General features: G+C 65.7%; 18 protein-coding genes. 6 read left to right on the forward strand and 12 right to left on the reverse strand.

Going from position 1 to position 20508, the window contains the following annotated elements:
* Positions 1-11 precede the first annotated feature (11 nt).
* The 5 genes from E9536_RS02910 to E9536_RS02930 form a co-directional block, all read right to left on the reverse strand.
* The gene (locus tag E9536_RS02910) at positions 12-713 is read right to left on the reverse strand and encodes a succinate dehydrogenase iron-sulfur subunit (RefSeq protein WP_006479352.1); all 702 of its coding nucleotides are present in this window, start codon (positions 711-713) and stop codon (positions 12-14) included.
* Positions 714-734: 21 nt separating this feature from the next.
* The gene (sdhA, locus tag E9536_RS02915; protein WP_027791121.1) at positions 735-2510 is read right to left on the reverse strand and encodes a succinate dehydrogenase flavoprotein subunit; all 1776 of its coding nucleotides are present in this window, start codon (positions 2508-2510) and stop codon (positions 735-737) included.
* Positions 2511-2513: 3 nt separating this feature from the next.
* Complete coding sequence (gene sdhD, locus E9536_RS02920) at positions 2514-2882, reverse strand: succinate dehydrogenase, hydrophobic membrane anchor protein (protein WP_011355745.1); 369 nt, start codon at positions 2880-2882, stop codon at positions 2514-2516.
* Positions 2883-2886: 4 nt separating this feature from the next.
* Positions 2887-3303 (reverse strand): succinate dehydrogenase, cytochrome b556 subunit, encoded by a 417-nt coding sequence (gene sdhC, locus E9536_RS02925; protein ID WP_021158703.1) that lies wholly within the window; start codon positions 3301-3303, stop codon positions 2887-2889.
* 171 nt (positions 3304-3474) lie between these two features.
* Positions 3475-4299, reverse strand: a complete 825-nt coding sequence (locus E9536_RS02930; protein WP_124534145.1) for a GntR family transcriptional regulator — start codon at positions 4297-4299, stop codon at positions 3475-3477.
* Between the two features lie 288 nt (positions 4300-4587).
* On the opposite strand from E9536_RS02930, the gene E9536_RS02935 reads away from it, so the two are divergent.
* The 5 genes from E9536_RS02935 to acnA all read left to right on the forward strand — a co-directional run bounded on the left by E9536_RS02935 (position 4588) and on the right by acnA (position 11758).
* Complete coding sequence (locus E9536_RS02935; RefSeq protein ID WP_027791119.1) at positions 4588-5574, forward strand: malate dehydrogenase; 987 nt, start codon at positions 4588-4590, stop codon at positions 5572-5574.
* Between the two features lie 187 nt (positions 5575-5761).
* Entirely contained in the window at positions 5762-6769 is a 1008-nt protein-coding gene (locus E9536_RS02940; protein WP_027791118.1) for an aldolase/citrate lyase family protein, read from the forward strand.
* Positions 6770-6998: 229 nt separating this feature from the next.
* Positions 6999-7514 (forward strand): hypothetical protein, encoded by a 516-nt coding sequence (locus E9536_RS02945; RefSeq protein ID WP_027791117.1) that lies wholly within the window; start codon positions 6999-7001, stop codon positions 7512-7514.
* Between the two features lie 22 nt (positions 7515-7536).
* Entirely contained in the window at positions 7537-8988 is a 1452-nt protein-coding gene (locus tag E9536_RS02950; protein ID WP_027791116.1) for a bifunctional 2-methylcitrate dehydratase/aconitate hydratase, read from the forward strand.
* A gap of 52 nt (positions 8989-9040) precedes the next feature.
* The gene (gene acnA, locus E9536_RS02955; protein WP_027791115.1) at positions 9041-11758 is read left to right on the forward strand and encodes an aconitate hydratase AcnA; all 2718 of its coding nucleotides are present in this window, start codon (positions 9041-9043) and stop codon (positions 11756-11758) included.
* Positions 11759-11882: 124 nt separating this feature from the next.
* On the opposite strand, the gene E9536_RS02960 is transcribed toward acnA, so the two are convergent.
* The 3 genes from E9536_RS02960 to E9536_RS02970 are packed head-to-tail and all read right to left on the reverse strand — an operon-like array spanning position 11883 to position 13065.
* Positions 11883-12314, reverse strand: a complete 432-nt coding sequence (locus E9536_RS02960; RefSeq protein ID WP_060194856.1) for a DUF1801 domain-containing protein — start codon at positions 12312-12314, stop codon at positions 11883-11885.
* Positions 12311-12742, reverse strand: a complete 432-nt coding sequence (locus tag E9536_RS02965) for an SRPBCC domain-containing protein (protein ID WP_059693989.1) — start codon at positions 12740-12742, stop codon at positions 12311-12313. The genes E9536_RS02960 and E9536_RS02965 overlap by 4 nt, the downstream gene beginning before the upstream one ends.
* Positions 12742-13065, reverse strand: coding sequence for a metalloregulator ArsR/SmtB family transcription factor (locus E9536_RS02970; protein ID WP_027791112.1), 324 nt, complete (start codon positions 13063-13065; stop codon positions 12742-12744). Before E9536_RS02970 ends, E9536_RS02965 begins: the two co-directional genes overlap by 1 nt.
* Before the next feature lie 646 nt (positions 13066-13711).
* Here E9536_RS02970 and E9536_RS02980 point away from each other — a divergent pair.
* Complete coding sequence (locus E9536_RS02980) at positions 13712-15445, forward strand: S53 family peptidase (protein WP_027791111.1); 1734 nt, start codon at positions 13712-13714, stop codon at positions 15443-15445.
* Between the two features lie 64 nt (positions 15446-15509).
* On the opposite strand, the gene E9536_RS02985 is transcribed toward E9536_RS02980, so the two are convergent.
* The 4 genes from E9536_RS02985 to E9536_RS03000 all read right to left on the reverse strand — a co-directional run bounded on the left by E9536_RS02985 (position 15510) and on the right by E9536_RS03000 (position 20437).
* Positions 15510-16928, reverse strand: a complete 1419-nt coding sequence (locus E9536_RS02985) for an MFS transporter (RefSeq protein WP_027791110.1) — start codon at positions 16926-16928, stop codon at positions 15510-15512.
* A gap of 220 nt (positions 16929-17148) precedes the next feature.
* On the reverse strand, positions 17149-17985 hold the full coding sequence (locus tag E9536_RS02990) for an ABC transporter permease (RefSeq protein ID WP_027791109.1): 837 nt from the start codon (positions 17983-17985) through the stop codon (positions 17149-17151).
* A 37-nt stretch (positions 17986-18022) separates the two neighbouring features.
* Positions 18023-19279 carry an ABC transporter permease gene (locus E9536_RS02995; RefSeq protein ID WP_168799498.1) on the reverse strand — a complete coding sequence of 419 codons (1257 nt, stop codon included), beginning with the start codon at positions 19277-19279 and terminating at the stop codon, positions 18023-18025.
* Between the two features lie 111 nt (positions 19280-19390).
* A complete protein-coding gene (locus E9536_RS03000) occupies positions 19391-20437 on the reverse strand; it encodes an ABC transporter substrate-binding protein (protein WP_021158689.1) in 1047 nt (348 codons plus the stop codon).
* Between the last annotated feature and the right edge of the window lie 71 nt (positions 20438-20508).

Raw genomic sequence — 20508 nt, forward strand, 5'->3', positions numbered from 1 at the left:
GCAGCCCGGCCTTAAACCGCGCGGCGGACCATCAGTTCCTTGATCTTGCCGATCGCCTTCGTCGGGTTCAGGCCCTTCGGGCAAACGTCGACGCAGTTCATGATCGTGTGGCAACGGAACAGACGGTACGGGTCTTCCAGGTTGTCGAGACGCTCGCCGGTAGCGGTGTCGCGGCTGTCCGCGATGAAGCGGTAAGCCTGCAGCAGGCCGGCCGGGCCGACGAACTTGTCCGGGTTCCACCAGAAGCTCGGGCACGACGTCGAGCAACTCGCGCACAGAATGCACTCGTACACGCCGTCGAGCTCGTCGCGTTCTTCCGGCGACTGGAGGCGTTCCTTCTCCGGCGGCGGCGCGTCGTTGATCAGGTACGGCTTGATCGAGTGGTACTGGTTGAAGAAGTGCGTCATGTCGACGATCAGGTCGCGCACGACGGGCAGGCCCGGCAGCGGACGCAGCACGATCTTCTGCGGCAGGTCGTTCAGGTTCGTCAGGCACGCGAGACCGTTCTTGCCGTTGATGTTCATCGCGTCCGAACCGCACACGCCTTCACGACACGAACGGCGGAACGACAGCGTCTCGTCCAGTGCCTTCAGCTTCACCAGTGCGTCGAGCAGCATGCGCTCATGCTGGATCTCGAGCTCGTACGTCTGCATGCGCGGCGCTGCGTCCTTGTCCGGATCGTAGCGGTAGACTTCAAAAATGCGTTTTGCCATTTCGGATTCCTTTGACTCGGCTTAGAACGTGCGCGGCTTCGGCGGCACGGAGTCGACCGTCAGCGGCTTCATTTGAACCGGCTTGTAGTCGAGGCGATCGCCTTCGCTGTACCACAGCGTGTGGCGCAGCCAGTTCTCGTCGTCGCGGTGTTCGTAGTCGCTGTGTGCGTGCGCGCCACGGCTTTCCTTGCGCGCTTCCGCCGACACCATCGTGGCGCGGGCCACTTCGATCAGGTTCTCCAGCTCGAGCGCTTCGACGCGCGCGGTGTTGAACACCTTCGACTTGTCCTTCAGGTGGATGTTTTCCACGCGCGCCTTCAGGCCGGCCATCTGGTCGACGCCTTCCTTCAGCAGCTCCGACGTGCGGAACACGCCTGCGTGCTTCTGCATCGTCGAACGGATGTCGTTCGCGACGTCCTGCGTGTATTCGCCCGAGGTCGACTTGTCCAGCTTCGCCAGGCGCGCCAGCGAGAATTCGCCTGCATCGGCCGGCAGCGGCTTGTGTTCCTTCTGGTTCTTCACGTGCTCGACGATGTGGTTGCCGGCCGCACGGCCGAACACCACGAGGTCCAGCAGCGAGTTCGTGCCGAGGCGGTTCGCGCCGTGCACGGACACGCACGAGCATTCGCCCACTGCGTAGAAGCCGTTGACCGGATCCTTGTGACCGCGCGACGTGCCGACGACCTGGCCGTGGATGTTGGTCGGGATGCCGCCCATCTGGTAGTGGATCGTCGGGACGACCGGGATCGGTTCCTTGATCGCGTCGACGTTCGCGAACTTCAGCGCGATTTCGCGGATCGACGGCAGACGCTTCATGATCGTCTCGGCGCCGATGTGCGACAGGTCGAGCAGCACGTGATCCTTGTTCGGACCCACGCCGCGGCCTTCCTTGATTTCCTGGTCCATCGAACGCGACACGAAGTCACGCGGCGCCAGATCCTTCAGCGTCGGTGCATAGCGCTCCATGAAGCGCTCGCCGTTCGCGTTGCGCAGGATACCGCCTTCGCCACGCACGCCTTCGGTGATCAGCACGCCCGCGCCGGCCACGCCGGTCGGGTGGAACTGCCAGAACTCCATGTCCTGCAGCGCGATGCCCGAACGCGCAGCCATGCCGAGGCCGTCGCCGGTGTTGATGAACGCGTTGGTCGATGCCGCGAAGATCCGGCCTGCGCCGCCCGTCGCGAACAGCGTCGTCTTGCCTTCCATGATGTAGACGTCGCCCGTCTCCATCTCGAGGGCCGTCACGCCGAGCACGTCGCCGTCCGCGTCGCGGATCAGGTCGAGTGCCATCCATTCGACGAAGAACTGCGTCTTCGCTTCGACGTTCTGCTGGTACAGCGTGTGCAGCAGCGCGTGACCGGTACGGTCGGCGGCCGCGCATGCGCGCTGGACCGGCTTCTCGCCGTAGTTCGCGGTATGGCCGCCGAACGGGCGCTGGTAGATCGTGCCGTCCGCGTTGCGGTCGAACGGCATGCCGAAGTGTTCGAGTTCGTACACGACGTTCGGCGCTTCACGGCACATGAACTCGATCGCGTCCTGGTCGCCGAGCCAGTCGGAGCCCTTGATCGTGTCGTAGAAGTGGAAGTGCCAGTTGTCTTCGCTCATGTTGCCGAGCGACGCACCGATGCCGCCCTGCGCGGCCACCGTGTGCGAACGCGTCGGGAACACCTTCGACAGCACGCCGACCGACAGGCCCGCGCGCGACAGTTGCAGCGCTGCGCGCAAGCCGGAGCCGCCCGCGCCGACGATCACGACGTCAAACTTGCGGCGCGGGAGATTAGTTTTGATTGCAGCCATTCTTTACACTCTCCAGAGAATCTGCGCGGCGTAGCCCGCACATGCGAGCAGCCAGACGATGGTCAGCGATTGCAGCAGCAGGCGCACACCGACGGGCTTCACGTAGTCCATCCAGATGTCGCGCACGCCGACCCATGCGTGGTAGAAGAGGGAAAGCAGCATCACGAAGGTCGCGAGCTTCATCCATTGCGCGGCGAAGATCGATGCCCAGCCTTCGTACGAGAAATCGTGCGCGCCGAAGAACAGGACGAGCAGAATGACCGTGTAGACCGCCATGATCGTGGCGGTGATGCGCTGCGCAAGCCAGTCGCGCAGGCCGTAATGTGCGCCGACGACGAGGCGCTTCGAGCCGATTCGGTTATTGGCTGCCATTTTCTTAGAATGCTCCGAACAGTTTGAGTGCCATGGCGATCGTCAGCGCGATCGAGACGACAAAGACGACGACTGCCGTCCGCTTGCCGCCTTCCTTCGTGACGGCGTCGTGGTTGACGTCCATCAGCAGGTGGCGAATGCCGGCGCAGAAATGGTGGAAGAAGGCCCACGACAGTGCGAGGACGATCAGCTTGACGATGATGTTGGAGAGGAAAGCCTTGAAGACTTCGAAGCTGAGCTCGGACGTAAGGCTCTGGTCGAAGAGGAACAGCAGGAACGGCAGGAACAAGAACAGCAGCGCGCCGCTGACTCGATGGAGAATCGACAATATCGCCGCCAGCGGCATGCGATATTTCATCGTGATATCGGCGAATCCGATGTTCCGGTATTCCGGCCTCGGCTTTCTTACTGCATCAGTCATGCTAGACCCCTACTATGTTGTCACACTAATCCGCGATTTTAGCGCCTTTTTATATCGCGCTGCAGCGAAAGTCTGCTCTGGATAGTTGCGCGAACTAGAACAAAAGGCGGCCCGAAACGTGCTTCGCGAGCGTGGGAAACGCGAACGCACTCGGCTTGAGCCGAAACTCCGTCAACTCAAGTCATTCTGATAGTAGTACCCGGTTGTGACATACCAGCCGCGACGCACCTCCACCGGCCGGTCACCATATGTATAGGACACGCGCTCGACCGACAGCAACGGAAAACCCGCCGGCACGTGCAGCAGGTCCGCCACCGCCGGCTCCGCCGCCACCGCGCGGATCTTCTCCGTCGCGCGAATCATTCGCGTGCCGAACTCCGTCTCGAACATCGCGTAGAGCGGCCCCTTGTACTCGCTCAGCCGCTCGAACGTGAGCCCGCGGAACATCGCGCCCGGCAGCCAGATCTCGTCGAGCACCGTCACTTCGTTCTCGAACTCCAGCAGCCGGCGCACCTGCACGACCGGATCGGCCGGCTTCAGGTCGAGCTGCCGCGCGATCTCGGCCGGCGCGCGCAGGCGCCGGCATTCGAGCAGGCGGCTCACGTGCGGATGCTCGGCACCGTCGTCGGCCAGCAGGCGCAGGAAGCGGAACTGCGCGCGATCTTCATTGTGCGTCGCAACAAAAGTACCCTTGCCCTGCCGCCGGACCACGAGGTTTTCCGCGGCCAGTTCGTCGATCGCCTTGCGGACGGTGCCCTGGCTGACCTTGTAGCGGGCCGCGAGCTCCACCTCGCTCGGGATGATCTCGCCCGGCTTCCATTCACCGGATTCGAGACTTTGCGTGATCAATGACTTAATCTGCTGGTATAACGGGCTGAACGTCGGCGACGGCGACGCCGCAGGCGAAGGTGCGGGATCGCTCGCGCCCGGCTGCCCTGGGCCGCCTGCGCCGGTCTGATTCGCGGTATTCGCCTGGTTCGATGTCATGGCGCGCATTTCATCACAAACCGCACTTTTTCGTCCACTCAATTTCCGCAAAACATCTGTCTTATATAAGACATATGATACCGTTTGACTTTGCGCGTGACGGCTCCTACACTCCCGGTCGAGCAAGGGTTCGCGGGTGCAAAAGCGCGTCCCCGGCTACGTGCCACGGCCGTCTCCAGGTTCACCGCGTCTGCCATCGCGAGTCCTCCGCCCTGCTTCAATGCAACGCTACGCACAACGCGCATAGAATGGCGTTTTCGCTAGCGTCCAACGCTTCACCCGTCCTGGAGATTTTCAATGGCTAAGCCCGCAAAGCGCGTTGCCGTCACCGGCGCCGCAGGTCAAATCGCTTACTCCCTGCTGTTCCGCATCGCGAACGGCGACCTGCTCGGCAAGGACCAGCCGGTCATCCTGCAACTGCTCGACCTCCCGCAAGCCCAAGCCGCCGTCAAAGGCGTCGTGATGGAACTCGACGATTGCGCGTTCCCGCTGCTGGCGGGCGTCGTGATCACCGACGATCCGAAGGTCGCATTCAAGGATGCCGACGTCGCACTGCTGGTCGGCGCACGTCCGCGCTCGAAGGGCATGGAGCGCAAGGACCTGCTGTCGGCAAACGCTGAAATCTTCACGGTTCAGGGTGCTGCGCTGAACGAAGTCGCCAGCCGCGACGTGAAGGTCCTGGTCGTCGGCAACCCGGCGAACACGAACGCATACATCGCGATGAAGTCGGCACCGGATCTGCCAAAGAAGAACTTCACGGCAATGCTGCGCCTCGACCACAACCGCGCGCTGTCGCAGCTCGCAGCGAAGTCGGGCAAGCCGGTCGCATCGATCGAGAAGCTCGCCGTGTGGGGCAACCACTCGCCGACGATGTACCCCGACTTCCGCTTCGCGACCGCCGAAGGCGAATCGCTGCTGAAGCTGATCAACGACGACGTGTGGAACCGCGACACGTTCATCCCGACCGTCGGCAAGCGCGGCGCGGCGATCATCGAAGCGCGCGGCCTGTCGTCGGCGGCGTCGGCAGCCAACGCGGCGATCGACCACGTGCGTGACTGGGTCCTCGGCACGAACGGCAAGTGGGTCACGATGGGCATCCCGTCGGACGGCTCGTACGGCATCCCCGAAGACATCATCTACGGCGTGCCGGTCGTGTGCGAAAACGGCGAGTACAAGCGCATCGAAGGCCTGGAAATCGACGCCTTCTCGCGCGAGAAGATGGACGGCACGCTGGCCGAGCTGCTCGAAGAGCGCGATGGCGTTGCCCACCTGCTGAAGAACTAAGCATCACGTGCCTTTGCCGGGCGGCTCTCGGGCCGCCCGATTCCGGCCCGGGCCGGCGCCAGCCGCCGGCCCTGCCGAACGATCCGATCCGCGCCCGTTTTGCCGCCCCGCGCCCGCCGCGCACCGGCCCAGAACGCGCCCGAATCCGATTTTCTCCACGTTGACCCGCTTCCCTGACGTAGACGAGATGGCTGCGCTCACTCCTGCACAAGTGCTGTACGACGGGGCGTCCCCGCCCGCGGTCCTGCCCTGTTGCGATCACTACGCGGGCAGCGAAAAGCTGATGCGCAAGTCGCTCGCGCTGCAGGCCGAAACGGGCCCCGTGTTCGACATCACGCTCGACTGCGAAGACGGCGCGGCCGTCGGCCAGGAAGCCGCGCACGCGGCACTCGTCGCCGACATGCTCGGCAGCGACGAAAACCGCTTCGGCCGCGTCGGCGTCCGCATCCACGACTTTTCCCATCCGCACTGGCGCGACGACGTGCGCATCGTGCTGCGCGCGTCGCGCGCACCCGCCTACATCACGCTCCCGAAGATCGCGAGTGCCGCCGACGCAGCCGAAATGACCGCGTTCATCGAAGGCACGCGCCGCGAGCTCGGCATCGCGCAGCCGATCCCGGTCGACGTGCTGGTCGAGACGCACGGCGCGCTCGCGCAGGCGGCCGCCCTCGCCGCGCTGCCGACGGTCGGCACGCTGAGCTTCGGGCTGATGGATTTCGTCTCCGCGCACCATGGCGCGATTCCCGATGCCGCAATGCGCTCGCCCGGCCAGTTCGAGCACCCGCTCGTGCGCCGCGCGAAGCTGGAAATTGCCGCGGCCTGCCACGCGCACGGCAAGACGCCGTCGCACAACGTGACGACCGAGGTGCGCGACATGAGCGTCGTCGCCGCCGATGCCCGCCGCGCGCGCGACGAATTCGCCTTCACGCGGATGTGGAGCATCCATCCCGCGCAGATCCGCCCGATCGTCGACGCATTCGCGCCGCGTACCGACGAGGTCGCGCTGGCCGCCGAGATCCTGCTGGCCGCGCAGGCCGCCGACTGGGGGCCGACGCGCCACGGTGATACGCTGCACGATCGCGCGAGCTACCGGTATTACTGGTCGGTGCTGCGCCGCGCGCGGGCCACCGGCCAGCCCGTACCGGCCGAGGCCGCGCCGCTGTTCGGCCCGGCCGCCGCGGGCAGCGCGCCGTAAGCGCGCGGCGCCGGCCGATACACGAGTTTCATGCATTCGACGACACGCGAACCGGATAGAGGTTTGCGAAACGACAAAAAACGTAACGGAGCCCGAAAACCTGATATGTACGCGGCCAAATAGGTGAAAATAGCGGCCGCTGCGCGCTTTCGGGGCGCGTGCAGTTTCAAACCGGCCGGCAATTCGATTGCCGGCCCTTGTCAACTGATTATCGAAAGGTTCTGACTCCATGAAGAAACTCCTGATCGCTACCGCCATCGGCGCCTTGTCCGCCACGATGCTGGTGTCGGCTCCGAGCGCGTTTGCCCAGGGTACGACCACCACGACCGCGAAGAAGGCAACGGCCAAGCGCCCGGCGCCGGCCAAGCGCATCATCCCGCGCAGCAAGAAGGCACAGGCACGCGCCGCAGCCAAGGTCGATCCGGTACCGGACGGCGCGGTCAAGTGGTCCTGCAAGGAAGGTCTGTCGTTCGACCTCGCCGGCGACATGAAGCGCGACCAGGTGGTCACGGTTCACTGGGCGAAGAAGAACTACAAGCTGCCGCGTCAGGCCACGACGACGGGCGCGGACACGTTCTACGATCCGGCAGCAGGCTTCAAGCTGATCGTGATCCCGACCAAGGCGATGCTGTTCTCCGACGCAAACGGCGGCGAGCGCCTTGCGGACGAATGCGTGACGCCGGAAATGGCACAAGGCACGCCTGCACCGACGCAGTCGAACGAGCTGAAGCCGGCAACGAACTAAGCGCGTTCCCATCGGCCCCTCGATGTCCGCCCCGGTCTCCAACGTCCGCCCTGCTCCGGATACGGTACTCGTCGATATCGTCGACTACGTGCTGAATGCCGGCATCGACAGCGCGCTTGCGCTGGAGACGGCGCGTCATTGCCTGATCGACACACTCGGATGCGGACTCGAGGCGCTGTCCTACCCTGCCTGCACCAAGCTGCTCGGCCCCGTCGTGCCCGGCACGATCGTGCCGAACGGCGCGAAGGTGCCCGGCACGTCCTTCCAGCTCGATCCCGTCCAGGCCGCGTTCGGCATCGGCGCAATGATCCGCTGGCTGGACTTCAACGACACCTGGCTCGCCGCCGAATGGGGCCATCCGTCCGACAATCTCGGCGGCATCCTGGCGACGGCCGACTGGCTCTCCCGCACGGCCGTCGCGGCCGGCAGGAAGCCGCTCACGATGCGCGACGTGCTGGTCGCGATGATCCAGGCCCACGAGATCCAGGGCTGCCTCGCACTCGAGAATTCGTTCAATGCGGTCGGGCTCGACCACGTGCTGCTCGTGAAGGTCGCATCGACGGCCGTCGTCGGCCGGCTGCTCGGGCTCACGCGCGACGAGCTGATCAACGCGGTGTCCAACGCGTTCGTCGACGGCCAGGCGCTGCGCACCTACCGCCACGCGCCGAACACGGGCTCGCGCAAATCATGGGCGGCCGGCGACGCGACCTCCCGCGCGGTGCGCCTCGCGCTGATCGCGAAAACGGGTGAAATGGGCTACCCGTCGGCACTCACCGCAAAAACCTGGGGCTTCTACGACGTGCTGTTCGACGGCAAGCCGTTCCGCTTCCAGCGCCCGTACGGCACGTACGTGATGGAAAACGTGCTGTTCAAGATCGCGTTCCCTGCCGAGTTCCACGCGCAGACGGCCGCCGAGGCCGCACTGCAGCTGCATGCGCAGCTCGCCGCCGCGGGCCGCACGACCGACGACATCAGCCGGATCACGATCCGCACGCATGCGGCCGCGATCCGCATCATCGACAAGCAGGGCCCGCTCGCCAATCCGGCCGACCGCGACCACTGCATCCAGTACATGGTCGCCGTGCCGCTGCTGTTCGGCCGGCTGACCGCGGCCGATTACGAAGACGCGGCCGCCGCCGATCCCCGCATCGACGCGCTGCGCGCGAAAACGGTGTGCGTCGAGGATCCGCAGTTCACGAAGGATTACCACGACCCGGACAAGCGCTCGATCGCGAATGCGCTGACGATCGAGTTCACGGACGGGTCGAAACTTGCCGAAGTGGCGGTCGAATACCCGCTCGGCCATCGGCGGCGGCGTGCGGAAGGCATCCCGCTCCTGGTCGAGAAGTTCAGGACCAACCTTGCCCGCCGCTTCCCGGCAAAGCAGCAACAAGCGATTCTCGACGTGTCGCTGGACCAGGCAAAGCTCGAAGCGATGCCGGTCGATGAGTACGTCGACTTGTATGTGATATAGCCGTCAGATACAGGACTATTTGTTTCCTAGCCTTAAACCCAGGAAAATCACCATGGCCCACAATCTCCACAAGACCCTCAAGGAATTCGACAGCGGTTCCGGCAAAGGCAAGTTCTACTCGCTGCCGCAGCTCGGCAAGGAACTGAAGACGAAGATCGAACGCCTGCCGGTGTCGATCCGTATCGTGCTCGAGTCCGTGCTGCGCAACTACGACGGCAAGAAGATCACCGAAGAGCACATCGAGCAGCTCGCGAACTGGAAGCCGACCGCGAAGCGCGTCGACGAGATTCCGTTCGTGGTGTCGCGCGTCGTGCTGCAGGACTTCACGGGTGTGCCGCTGCTCGCCGACATCGCGGCCATGCGCGGCGTCGCGGAGCGTACGGGCAAGAACCCGAAGAAGATCGAGCCGCTGGTTCCGGTCGATCTCGTCGTCGACCACTCGGTCCAGATCGACTACTTCCGCCAGAAGGACGCGCTCGACCTGAACATGAAACTGGAATTCCAGCGCAACAACGAGCGCTACCAGTTCATGAAGTGGGGCATGCAGGCATTCGACACGTTCAAGGTCGTGCCGCCGGGCGTCGGCATCGTCCACCAGGTGAACCTCGAATACCTCGCACGCGGCGTCCACAAGAAGGCGGACGGCGGCGACACCGTGTACTACCCGGATACCCTCGTCGGCACGGACAGCCACACGACGATGATCAACGGCATCGGCGTGGTCGGCTGGGGCGTGGGCGGCATCGAGGCAGAAGCCGGCATGCTCGGCCAGCCGGTGTACTTCCTGACGCCGGACGTCGTCGGCGTCGAGCTGAAGGGCAAGCTGCGCGAAGGCGTGACGGCCACCGACCTGGTGCTGACGATCACCGAAATGCTGCGCAAGGAGAAGGTCGTCGGCAAGTTCGTCGAGTTCTTCGGCGAAGGCACGAAGTCGCTGTCGCTGCCGGATCGCGCGACGATCGGCAACATGGCGCCGGAATACGGCGCGACGATGGGCTTCTTCCCGGTCGACGAAAAGACGATCGACTACTTCGAAGGCACGGGTCGCACGAAGGCGGAAATCGCCGCGTTCGAAAACTACTTCAAGGCGCAGAAGCTGTTCGGGATCCCGAAGGCCGGCGACATCGACTACACGAAGGTCGTGACGCTGGATCTGACGACGGTCGCCCCGTCGCTGGCCGGCCCGAAGCGCCCGCAGGACCGCATCGAGATCGGCAACGTCAAGTCGACGTTCACCGACCTGTTCTCGAAGCCGGTCGCGGAAAACGGCTTCGCGAAGAAGGCGGACGACCTGGGCACGCAGTACACGACGAGCAACGGCGTCGACGTGAAGAACGGCGACATCCTGATCGCCGCGATCACGTCGTGCACGAACACGTCGAACCCGAGCGTGCTGCTGGCCGCCGGCCTGCTCGCGAAGAAGGCGGTCGAGGCCGGCCTCACGGTCGATCCGAAGATCAAGACTTCGCTCGCGCCGGGATCGCGCATCGTCACCGAGTACCTGACGAAGACGGGCCTGCTGCCCTACCTGTCGAAGCTCGGTTTCGAAGTCGCGGCGTATGGCTGCACGACCTGTATCGGCAACGCGGGCGACCTGACGCCGGAGCTGAACGAAGCGATCACGAAGAACGACATCGTCGCGGCAGCCGTGCTGTCGGGCAACCGTAACTTCGAAGCGCGTATCCACCCGAACATCCGCGCGAACTTCCTCGCGTCGCCGCCGCTCGTCGTCGCGTACGCGATCGCCGGCAACATCACGCGCGACCTGATGACCGAGCCGGTCGGCAAGGGCAAGGGCGGCCGCGACATCTACCTCGGCGACATCTGGCCGACGAGCGACGAAATCCACGCGCTGCTCAAGTTCGCGCTCGATCCGAAGAAGTTCGAGGACAACTACTCGAAGCTGACCAAGAAGGGCGACCTCTGGAGCAAGATCGAGGGCGAATCGGGCCAGGTCTACGACTGGCCGAAGTCGACCTACATCGCCGAGCCGCCGTTCTTCGGCAACGACTTCTCGATGGAACCGGCTGCATCGATCCCGACGGTCAAGGGCGCGCGCGCACTGGGCATCTTCGGTGACTCGGTCACGACCGACCACATCAGCCCGGCAGGCTCGATCAAGGAAGACTCGCCGGCAGGCAAGTGGCTGAAGGAAAACGGCGTGCAGAAGGCCGACTTCAACAGCTACGGCTCGCGCCGCGGCAACCACGACGTGATGATGCGCGGTACGTTCGCGAACGTCCGGATCAAGAACCTGATGATCCCGGCGAAGGCGGACGGCACGCGCGTCGAAGGCGGCCTGACGATCCACCAGCCGAGCGGCGAACAGCAGTCGATCTACGACGCGGCGATGCAGTACGTCGCGGCCGACACGCCGACCGTCGTGTTCGCGGGCGAAGAATACGGCACCGGCTCGTCGCGCGACTGGGCCGCGAAGGGCACGCAGCTGCTCGGCGTGAAGGCCGTGATCGCACGCAGCTTCGAGCGTATCCACCGCTCGAACCTGGTCGGCATGGGCGTGCTGCCGCTGCAGTTCAAGGGCTCGGACAGCGTCCAGTCGCTCGGCATCACCGGCGACGAGACGTTCGACATCGAAGGCCTCGGCGACGACTTCAAGCCGCAGCAGGACGTCACGCTCGTGATCAACCGCAAGAACGGCGAAACGCAGCGCGTGCAGGTCCTGCTGCGCATCGATACGCCGATCGAAGTCGACTACTACAAGCACGGCGGTATCCTGCCGTTCGTGCTGCGCTCGCTGCTCGCAGCGTAAGCGCCCTGCCTTTGCAGGTGCCGCAGCCGCCTCGCGGCGGTTGCGGCCGATTTGGATGCCCGACCTCGTGTCGGGCTTTTTTTTGCCTGCGCGCGTTACGCAATGTTGCCGATTGTCAGGCTCGTCACGCCGCCTTGTCGCCGCGCGCCTTCGCGCCCGCTCCTCGTGCGTTCTTCTTCAAGTGCGTGCGGTTGTACTCGATCGCCGCGCGCACGAGATTCTTCAGCGCCCGCTTGTCGAGCCGGTCGCCTTCGAACAGGTCGATCGCGCGTCGCGCATTGCCGTCGAGGCCGTCGTTGAACAGCTTGTCGGGATCGGGCAACTGCGCGCCGTGCATGAAGGTCAGCTTCACCTTGCCCTTGTGCGCGTTCGCCACCGCGATCATCCCGTCGCACGACCATACGGGGCTGCCCATCCACTTCCATTCCTCGACGATGCCCGCTTGCGCGGCGAGAATCGTCTGGCGCAGGTCGGCGAAGGTCTTGCCGCGCCAGTCGGCGATGCCGGCGATCAGCGCGTCGATGCGCTCCGACGGCGTGAGGTCCGTTGCGTTCATGCGCGGGCCTCCGTGCCTTCGTCGGGGCGTGCCAGCACCTGTTCGAGCGCATCGAGGAACCGCACCCAGCCGTGCTGCGCACCGCGGTATGCCTGCTCCTGGTCCGTGCGGAAGCCGACCTGCTCCATCCGCAGGTGTGTGCCGGCCGGCGTCGGCGTGAGCGTCCACGTGACGACGCTTTCGAGGCCGTACGCGGCCCACGTATAGGACAGCGTGCGCGGCGGCTCGATCGTCAGGACCTTGCAGTCGACCGAGCCCCAGTCGGCGCGGAAGCTGAAGGCGCGGCCCGCGACGGGTTCGAAGTCGCTCTTCATCAGCCAAGCCTCGATCAGGTGCGGTTGAGTGAGCGCGCGCCAGATCTTCTCCGGTGGATGAGGCAGTTCCCGGTCGACGACGACGGAGCGCGTTTCGGTGGTGGCCTGGTTCATTACTGGTCCATCCTTTTCAGAAGATCTTCGAGGGCATCGAACCGGTTCTGCCAGAAGCCGGCCATCTGGCTCGTCCAGTCGATCAGCGGGGCCAGCGCTTGCGGCTGCGCGCTGTAGTGCGTCTGCCGGCCTTCGTGACGGTCGTTCACGAGCCCGGCCTGCTTCAGTACGCCGAGATGCTTCGACACGGCCGGCTGCGAGACGCCCGCATGGGCCGTCAGCGCGGCGACCGTCAGCTCGCCGTCCGCGCACAGCCGCTCGAAGAGCGCGCGGCGGGTGGGATCGGCCAGCGTCCGGAAAAGCATGTCGTGATCGGTCTGCATGTCGTTCAAAATCCATAACCCGTTGGTTATGGATTGAAGAATAGCCGCCGGTCGACGCGCGTCAAGGCGGAATTTCACGAACGGCGTCGTGCAATCCGGTGCGGGCCTGCCGCCCACCCATCGGCGCGCGCCTGCACCCGGATTCGAGCGTTTCCTCTAATCCGCATGTGCGACACGCGATCCGAAAGCCGCCTGCAAGACTGCCCGACGTGCTGTTCCACAGTTCGGGAAACGTTTGCGTTCGACCGGCCCCTTTCTTGTGCACGCGCGAATCCGTTCCTGCCGCATCGCTTCGTTTGACCACATAGTGCGACGCGGCATGCGGCAACGACCGGTCGCGCGCCACGCGTTCACGCGTCGATCCACTCCGCGATCGCGCATGTTCCGACGCCGTGACGAGCGACGCGTGCGTGCGAACGTCGCGCATTGCCGCGCCGTCGTGCCGCGAACCGGTTCCGTTCGCCTCGCCCACGATCGCCTGCGCATACGACGCAACGCGTGCACGCTCACACCCCGATGTCAGAACTGACAGCTATGGAAACTGGCAGCTACCTGAACGGTAGCGACGCCCTACGCTCGTCACCGCTCGCGACCCCACAAGGGTCGAGGGCTCCAGCAACGTCGTCTCTCCTAAAAAGGACTCCCGATGAAAAGGAACGCCTGGTTTGCCCTGCCCCTGCCGTCGCCCCGCCGCCTTGCGTGCGTGGCACCCCTCGTGTTCGCTGCCGCTGCGGCGCATGCGGCGACGGACTGGGTCGATACCCATACGAAGGCCTTTCTGACCGGCCCGCAGTTGATGGCGCGCAGTGCGGCGCCGTCGCTCGAACTCGCGGCCGGCGAAACGACCGACGTCGTCGTCAGCCTGAAGCTGCGCAATGCCGCGCAGCTCAAGCAACTGGCGCGCGACGTGAACCGGCCCGGCAGCGCGCATTACCGCCAGTACCTCACGCACGAGCAGTTCCTCGCCAACTACGCGCCGACCGATGCGCAGGTGAAGTCGGTCGTCGACTATCTGCACAAGAGCGGCTTCGTGAATGTCGAGGTCGCACCGAACCGGTTGCTGGTGTCCGCACGCGGCACGGCCGGCACCGTGAAGACCGCATTCAACACGTCGCTCGTGCACTTCGACTACGCGGGCCGCTCGGGCTTCGCCAACACGTCGACCGCGCAGGTGCCGCGCGCGCTCGGCGACGTCGTCGGTTCGGTGCTCGGGCTGCAGAGCGTCGCGCGCGCGCGGCCGCTGCTGCGCATCGGCAACGTGTCGAAGCCGCAGGCGCTCGCGGCCGGCACGGCGACCGGCCACTATCCGAAGGAATTCCCGGGCCTCTACAACGCGACCGGCGTGCCGACCGCAGCCGGTGTCACCGTCGGCATCATCACGATCGGCGGCGTGTCGCAAACGCTGCAGGACCTGAAGCAGTTCACGTCGAGCAACGGTTACGGCACGGTCTCGACGCAGACCGTCAAGACCAACGGCTCCGGCGGCAGCTACACCGACGACCAGGACGGCCAGGGCGAATGGGATCTCGACAGCCAGTCGATCGTCGGCTCGGCCGGCGGCCAGGTCGGCAAGCTCGTGTTCTACATGGCGGACCTCAACGCCAGCGGCAACACGGGGCTCACGCAGGCGTTCAACCGCGCGGTGTCGGACAACACCGCGAAGGTGATCAACGTGTCGCTCGGCTGGTGCGAGACCGACGCAAACGCGGACGGCACGCTCGACGCCGAGGAACAGATCTTCACGACGGCAGCGGCGCAAGGCCAGACCTTCTCCGTGTCGTCGGGCGACGAAGGCGTGTACGAGTGCAACAACCGCGGCTATCCGGACGGCTCGAACTACACGGTATCGTGGCCGGCTTCGTCGCCGCACGTGCTCGCGATCGGCGGCACGACGCTCTACACGACGTCGTCGGGTGCGTTCTCGAACGAGACGGTGTGGAACGAAGGGCTCGACGACAACGGCAAGCTGTGGGCAACGGGCGGCGGCGTCAGCACGATCCTGCCCGCACCGTCGTGGCAGTCGGGCAGCAACCGCCAGTTGCCGGACGTGTCGTTCGACGCCGCGCAAAGCACCGGCGCGTACATCTACAACTACGGCCAGCTGCAGCAGATCGGCGGCACGAGCCTCGCCGCGCCGATCTTCACGGGCCTCTGGGCACGCCTGCTCGCAGCGAACGGCACGGGCCTCGGCTTCCCGGCCGGCAACTTCTATGCGGACATTCCGTCGCGTCCGTCGCTCGTGCGCTACGACGTGGTGTCGGGGAACAACGGCTATCAGGGGTATGGCTATAACGCCGGCACCGGCTGGGATTACCCGACCGGCTTCGGCAGCCTGAACATCGCGAACCTCAACCAACTGATCAAGTCGGGCGGGTTCTAAGCGAAGCCTGAAGGCCGGTGCGCGGCGGCAGGTTGCCGCGCACCGGCGCGTGACTTGCCCTTGCCTATTCCGCCGCCCGCTCGCCCACGCGCTCGGACGCCGCCGCCACGCCGGCCCGATGCGACGGCGCAAAGAGCCGCAACCCGCTCGCGACACTCGCCGCCCCGGCGAACCCCGCACCGAGCATCAGCGCAAGCGTCGGCCCGTGGCGCCCCGCGATCCCGAACGACAGCGCGACGAGCGCAGCACCCGTCGCCTGCCCGATCAGCCGCGCGGTCGCGATGATCCCGCTCGCGCCGCCACTGCGCTCGGGCGGCGCGCTCGACATCAGCGCCTTCAGATTCGGCGACTGGAAGAAACCGAAGCCCGCGCCGCATAGCATCATCCGCCAGCCGATGTCGATCACGCCCGGCGCCGCCGGCAACGCGGCGAGCGACACCATGCCCGCGCTCAGCAACGCAAGACCGATCGCACCGAGCAGGCCCGGCGGATAACGATCCGACAACCGCCCCGCGATCGGCGCGGCAAGCGCGACGATCGCCGACCACGGCGTCATCAGGAACCCCGTCTCGACCGCGTTGCGATGCAGGACGGTTTCGAAATAGAACGGCAGCGACACGAACGCGAGCCCCTGCGCGGCGAACGCGCACACGGCGGTCAGCGCGGACAGCGTGAACACCGGCCGGCGAAACAGGTCGACCGGCAGCATCGGTGCCGGGTGCCCGGCCTGGCGGCGGATCAGCAGCCAGCCGAACGCAAGCGCGACCGCGGCCGACGCGAATACGATCGAAAGCGGCCCGCGCTGCGCGAATTCGCCGAGCGCGAAGATCAGCGACGCGAACGTGATCACGTTGAACAATGCGGCGACCGGATCGAATGCGTGCTTGCCGCGCGCCGTCTGCGGCAGCGACGGAATCGCCACGGCCAGCGCGAACACGCCGAGCGGCACGTTCACCGCGAACAGCCACGGCCACGCGGCGACCGACAGGATCAGCGACGCGATGGTCGGCCCCACCGCGAACGACACGCCGACGACGAGCGCGTTGAAGCCGACGCCGCGCCCGAGCCGGTGCGCGGGGAACAGGCCGCGGATCAGCGCGACGTTGACGCTCATGATCGCGCTCGCGCCGAAGCCCTGCACGATCCGCGCGGCCGTCAGCATCGGCAGCGTCGACGCGAGCGAGCAGCCGAGCGACGCGAGCGTGAACACCGCGAGCCCGGCGATATACACGCGCTTGTGGCCGACGATATCGCCGAGCGACGCGAACGGCAGCAGCGTCGCGACCATCGCGAGCTGGTATGCGTTGATGATCCATACGGACGCGGCCGGCGATGCATGCAGGTCGGCGGCGATCGCGGGCAGCGCGGTGTTCGCGATCGCGGTGTCGAGCGTCGCGAGCGCGACGGCCAGCAGCACGGCGGACATCGCGCGCCAGTTGACGGCCGGCTCATGCGCGCCGGCGGAGGAGGCGAATTCGGACAAGATGAGGCTCGGCTGACGAGCGACGCGATGCGCCGCGTCGCGGATTGGACTCGCGGCGGCGTTCCGGTCGCACCGCACGGAACGCGCGCCGCCGCGTCCCGTATTGTTGCAGAGCCGCATCGAACGTGCAGGCGGCCGCTTCGTCAGTCAGCGAAATGAAAGCAATGCGCGGCCACGCATGACACGTGGCGACTCAGGTGCCGGGGGCAAGCCCGCCCGCTCAGCTCACTGCGCGCCGCGCATTGCGTCCGCGCAGCCATTCGAGCGCAAGCAGCAGGCTCGTCGAGAAGATGATCAGGATCGTGGCGAGCGCGGCGATCGTCGGGCTGATGTTCTCACGGATGCCCGTGAACATCTGGCGCGGCAGCGTGGTCTGGTCCGCGCCCGCGAGGAACAGCGTGACGACGACTTCGTCGAACGACGTCGCGAACGCGAACAGCGCACCCGACATCACACCCGGTGCGATCACCGGCAGCGTCACGCGGAAGAAGGTCGACACCGGATTCGCGCCGAGCGACAGGCTCGCGCGCACGAGGTTCTGGTTGAAGCCCTGCAGCGTCGCCGCGACCGTCGTCACGACGAACGGCACGCCAAGCGCCGCGTGCGCGGCGATCAGCCCCGTGTAGGTGTTCGCGAGCCCGAGCGGTGCGAAGAACAGGTACATGCCGACGCCGACCACGACGACGGGCACGATCATCGGCGACAGCAGCACGGCCATCAGCAGCCCCTTGCCGCGGAAGTCGGCCTTCGTAAGACCGATCGCGGCGAGCGTGCCGAGCACCGTCGCGACGACGGTCGCCGACGGCGCGACGATGAAGCTGTTCTTCGCGGCCATCCGCCACTCGTCCGACGCGATCAGGTTCTCGTACCAGCGCATCGAGAAGCCCGGAATCGGATAGACGAGGAACGTGCTCGACGAAAACGACAGCGGCACGATCGCGAGCACCGGCAGGATCAGGTACAGCAGCGTCAGCACGACGAGCACGCGCAGCGCGACGTACCACGCGCGCTCGACGAACGACATGTGCGGCGCGAACAGCGGCCTGGCGAGTTTCATGGTCGGATTCCCCTTCCCGTTTCGTTGTGCGCGGCGCTCAGCCGAGGCTCACGTTGGTGCGCGTGAAGCGCCCGTACACCGCGTACAGCACCAGCGTCGCCGCGAGCAGCAGCCCGCCGAGCGCGCACGCCATGCCCCAGTTGATCGTCACGTTCGTGAAGTACGCGACGTAGTAGCTGACCATCTGGTCGTTCGGCCCGCCGAGCAGCGCGGGCGTGATGTAGTAGCCGATCGCGAGGATGAACACGAGCAGCGCGCCCGCGCCGACGCCCGGATAGGTCTGCGGCAGGTACACGCGCCAGAACGCGGCGAACGGATGGCTGCCGAGCGATACGGCCGCGCGCTGGTAGGTCGGCGGGATCGACTTCATCACGCTGTAGAGCGGCAGGATCATGAACGGCAGCAGGATGTGCGTCATCGAGATGTACACGCCGACGCGGTTGAACAGCAGCGTCAGCGGATGCGAGATCAGCCCGCTGCCGATCAGCGCCGTGTTGATGAGCCCTTCGCTCTGCAGCAGCACGATCCACGCGGCGACGCGCACGAGCACCGACGTCCAGAACGGAATCAGCACGAGGATCATCACGAGGTTCGCGCGGCGCTCCGACAGCGTCGAGATCCAGTACGCGAGCGGATAGCCGAGCAGCAGCGCGAACAGCGTGACGGCAACGCCGATCACGAACGTGCGGCCGAAGATCGCCAGATAGATCGACTGGTCCGGATCGGCCTGCACGATGTGGCCGAAGCCGTCCTGCTTGTGGTCGAGCGCGGCGAGCAGGTAGAACGGCGACACGGTGCTGCCGTTCTTCGCGATCGACTGCCAGTACGCGACGTCGCCCCAGCGTGCATCGAGGTCGATCAGTTTCGCGCGCGTCTGCGCGGGCGTCAGTGCCGCGTCGTTGTCGCCTTTCAGCGGCATCGCGCGCGCCGTCTTCGCGACGAGCGAGCGATAGCCGGGAATCTCGGTGTTCAGGCGCCGCGCGAGCGCCCCCATCGCCTCGCTGTCAGCCACCTTCGTCATGTCGGCCGCGAGCGCGACATACGCGGCGTCGGCCGGCGGTGCCTTGCGGTCCCAGCCCGACAGCGCGGCGACCGTGCCCGGCAACGCGGTCGCGATCTCCGGGTTCTGCACCGCGCGCGTGAGCAGCGTGCCGATCGGCACGACGAAAATCAGCAGCAGGAAAATCGCGAGCGGGGCGACCAGCAACAGCGCCATCGTGCGCTTGCGGGCTTCGGCGGCCTTCAGCTCGCGCTTGAGCGCGGCGGTCGACGGCGAGGAAGACGCGATCGTCATCGTATTCAACGTTTCTCTCCGGCCGGGGACGATCCGGCGGAAGGCCGCGCGACGCGATCGACGCGCCGCGCGGCAGGTTGCATCAGGACACCTTTGAGGATGCCTGACCGGTTACTTCGTCGCCCATGCTGCGAAACGCTGCTCGAGCTCGTCGCTGTGGTCGGTCCAGAAGCCGATATCTTCCAGTACGGCGTTCTTGCCGTTGGCCGGCGAGTTCGGCAGGTTCGCGAGCGTCTTCGCGTCGAGCGACTTGATCGCCGCGATGTTCGCGGGGCCGTACGCGATGTGCTGCGCATACCCTTGCTGCGGCTTCGGCGTCAGCGTGTACGCGATGTACTGCTCGGCCAGCGCCTTGTTCGGCGAGCCCTTCGGAATCGCCCAGTAGTCGAGGTCGTAGATGCTGCCGTTCCACACGACCTTCAGGTTCTTGCCTTCCTTCTGCGCAGCGTCGATGCGGCCGTTGTACGCGGTCGACATCACGACGTCGCCGGCGACGAGGAACTGCGGCGGCTGCGCGCCCGCTTCCCACCACTGGATATACGGCTTCAGCTCGTCGAGCTTCTTGAACGCGCGATCCTGGCCGGCCTTCGTGCCGAGCACCTTGTAGACGTCCTTCGGCGCGACGCCGTCGGCCATCAGCGCGAATTCGAGGTTGTAGCGCGCCCCCTTGCGCATGCCGCGCTTGCCGGGGAATTTCTTCACGTTCCAGAAATCGGCCCAGCCGGTCGGAGCCGACTTCAGCTTGTCCGCGTTGTACGACAGCGCCGTCGACCACACGAAGAAGCCGACGCCGCACACCTGCGGCGATTCCGGAATCAGGTCGGACTTCTTCGCGATCTTCGACCAGTCGAGCTTCTCGTACAGCCCTTCGTCGCAGCCGCGATTCAGGTCGCCCGACTCGACTTCGACCACGTCCCAGTTGACGTGCTTCGCCTCGACCATCGCCTTCACTTTCGCCTGCTCGCCGTTGTATTCGACGGCGGTGACCTTGTTGCCGGTCGCCTTCTCGAACGGCTGGTTGAACGCGGCCTTCTGCGCGTCGCCGTTCGCGCCGCCGAAGTTGACGACCGTGAGTTCGGCAGCCGATGCCGATACGCCGACGACGGCGAGCGCGAGTGCCAGCGCGGTACGACGCGCCGTAATGCTTGCTCGGTTCATGGTGGTTCCTCTCCTCTCGTGGTGGAAGTGGGCAGTTGTTGTTGACGACGTACAGCGGAAAATCGGGAAAA

Source organism: Burkholderia sp. LS-044 (genome assembly GCF_004803625.1).
In the GTDB taxonomy this organism is placed as follows: Bacteria; Pseudomonadota; Gammaproteobacteria; order Burkholderiales; family Burkholderiaceae; genus Burkholderia; species Burkholderia cepacia.

Coding starts and splice junctions, on each gene's coding strand:
- E9536_RS02910 (WP_006479352.1), bottom strand. CDS start 713: ATGGCAAAACGCATTTTTGAAGTCTACCGCTACGATCCGGACAAGGAC.
- sdhA (WP_027791121.1), bottom strand. CDS start 2,510: ATGGCTGCAATCAAAACTAATCTCCCGCGCCGCAAGTTTGACGTCGTG.
- sdhD (WP_011355745.1), bottom strand. CDS start 2,882: ATGGCAGCCAATAACCGAATCGGCTCGAAGCGCCTCGTCGTCGGCGCA.
- sdhC (WP_021158703.1), bottom strand. CDS start 3,303: ATGACTGATGCAGTAAGAAAGCCGAGGCCGGAATACCGGAACATCGGA.
- E9536_RS02930 (WP_124534145.1), bottom strand. CDS start 4,299: ATGCGCGCCATGACATCGAACCAGGCGAATACCGCGAATCAGACCGGC.
- E9536_RS02935 (WP_027791119.1), top strand. CDS start 4,588: ATGGCTAAGCCCGCAAAGCGCGTTGCCGTCACCGGCGCCGCAGGTCAA.
- E9536_RS02940 (WP_027791118.1), top strand. CDS start 5,762: ATGGCTGCGCTCACTCCTGCACAAGTGCTGTACGACGGGGCGTCCCCG.
- E9536_RS02945 (WP_027791117.1), top strand. CDS start 6,999: ATGAAGAAACTCCTGATCGCTACCGCCATCGGCGCCTTGTCCGCCACG.
- E9536_RS02950 (WP_027791116.1), top strand. CDS start 7,537: ATGTCCGCCCCGGTCTCCAACGTCCGCCCTGCTCCGGATACGGTACTC.
- acnA (WP_027791115.1), top strand. CDS start 9,041: ATGGCCCACAATCTCCACAAGACCCTCAAGGAATTCGACAGCGGTTCC.
- E9536_RS02960 (WP_060194856.1), bottom strand. CDS start 12,314: ATGAACGCAACGGACCTCACGCCGTCGGAGCGCATCGACGCGCTGATC.
- E9536_RS02965 (WP_059693989.1), bottom strand. CDS start 12,742: ATGAACCAGGCCACCACCGAAACGCGCTCCGTCGTCGTCGACCGGGAA.
- E9536_RS02970 (WP_027791112.1), bottom strand. CDS start 13,065: ATGCAGACCGATCACGACATGCTTTTCCGGACGCTGGCCGATCCCACC.
- E9536_RS02980 (WP_027791111.1), top strand. CDS start 13,712: ATGAAAAGGAACGCCTGGTTTGCCCTGCCCCTGCCGTCGCCCCGCCGC.
- E9536_RS02990 (WP_027791109.1), bottom strand. CDS start 17,985: ATGAAACTCGCCAGGCCGCTGTTCGCGCCGCACATGTCGTTCGTCGAG.
- E9536_RS02995 (WP_168799498.1), bottom strand. CDS start 19,279: ATGACGATCGCGTCTTCCTCGCCGTCGACCGCCGCGCTCAAGCGCGAG.
- E9536_RS03000 (WP_021158689.1), bottom strand. CDS start 20,437: ATGAACCGAGCAAGCATTACGGCGCGTCGTACCGCGCTGGCACTCGCG.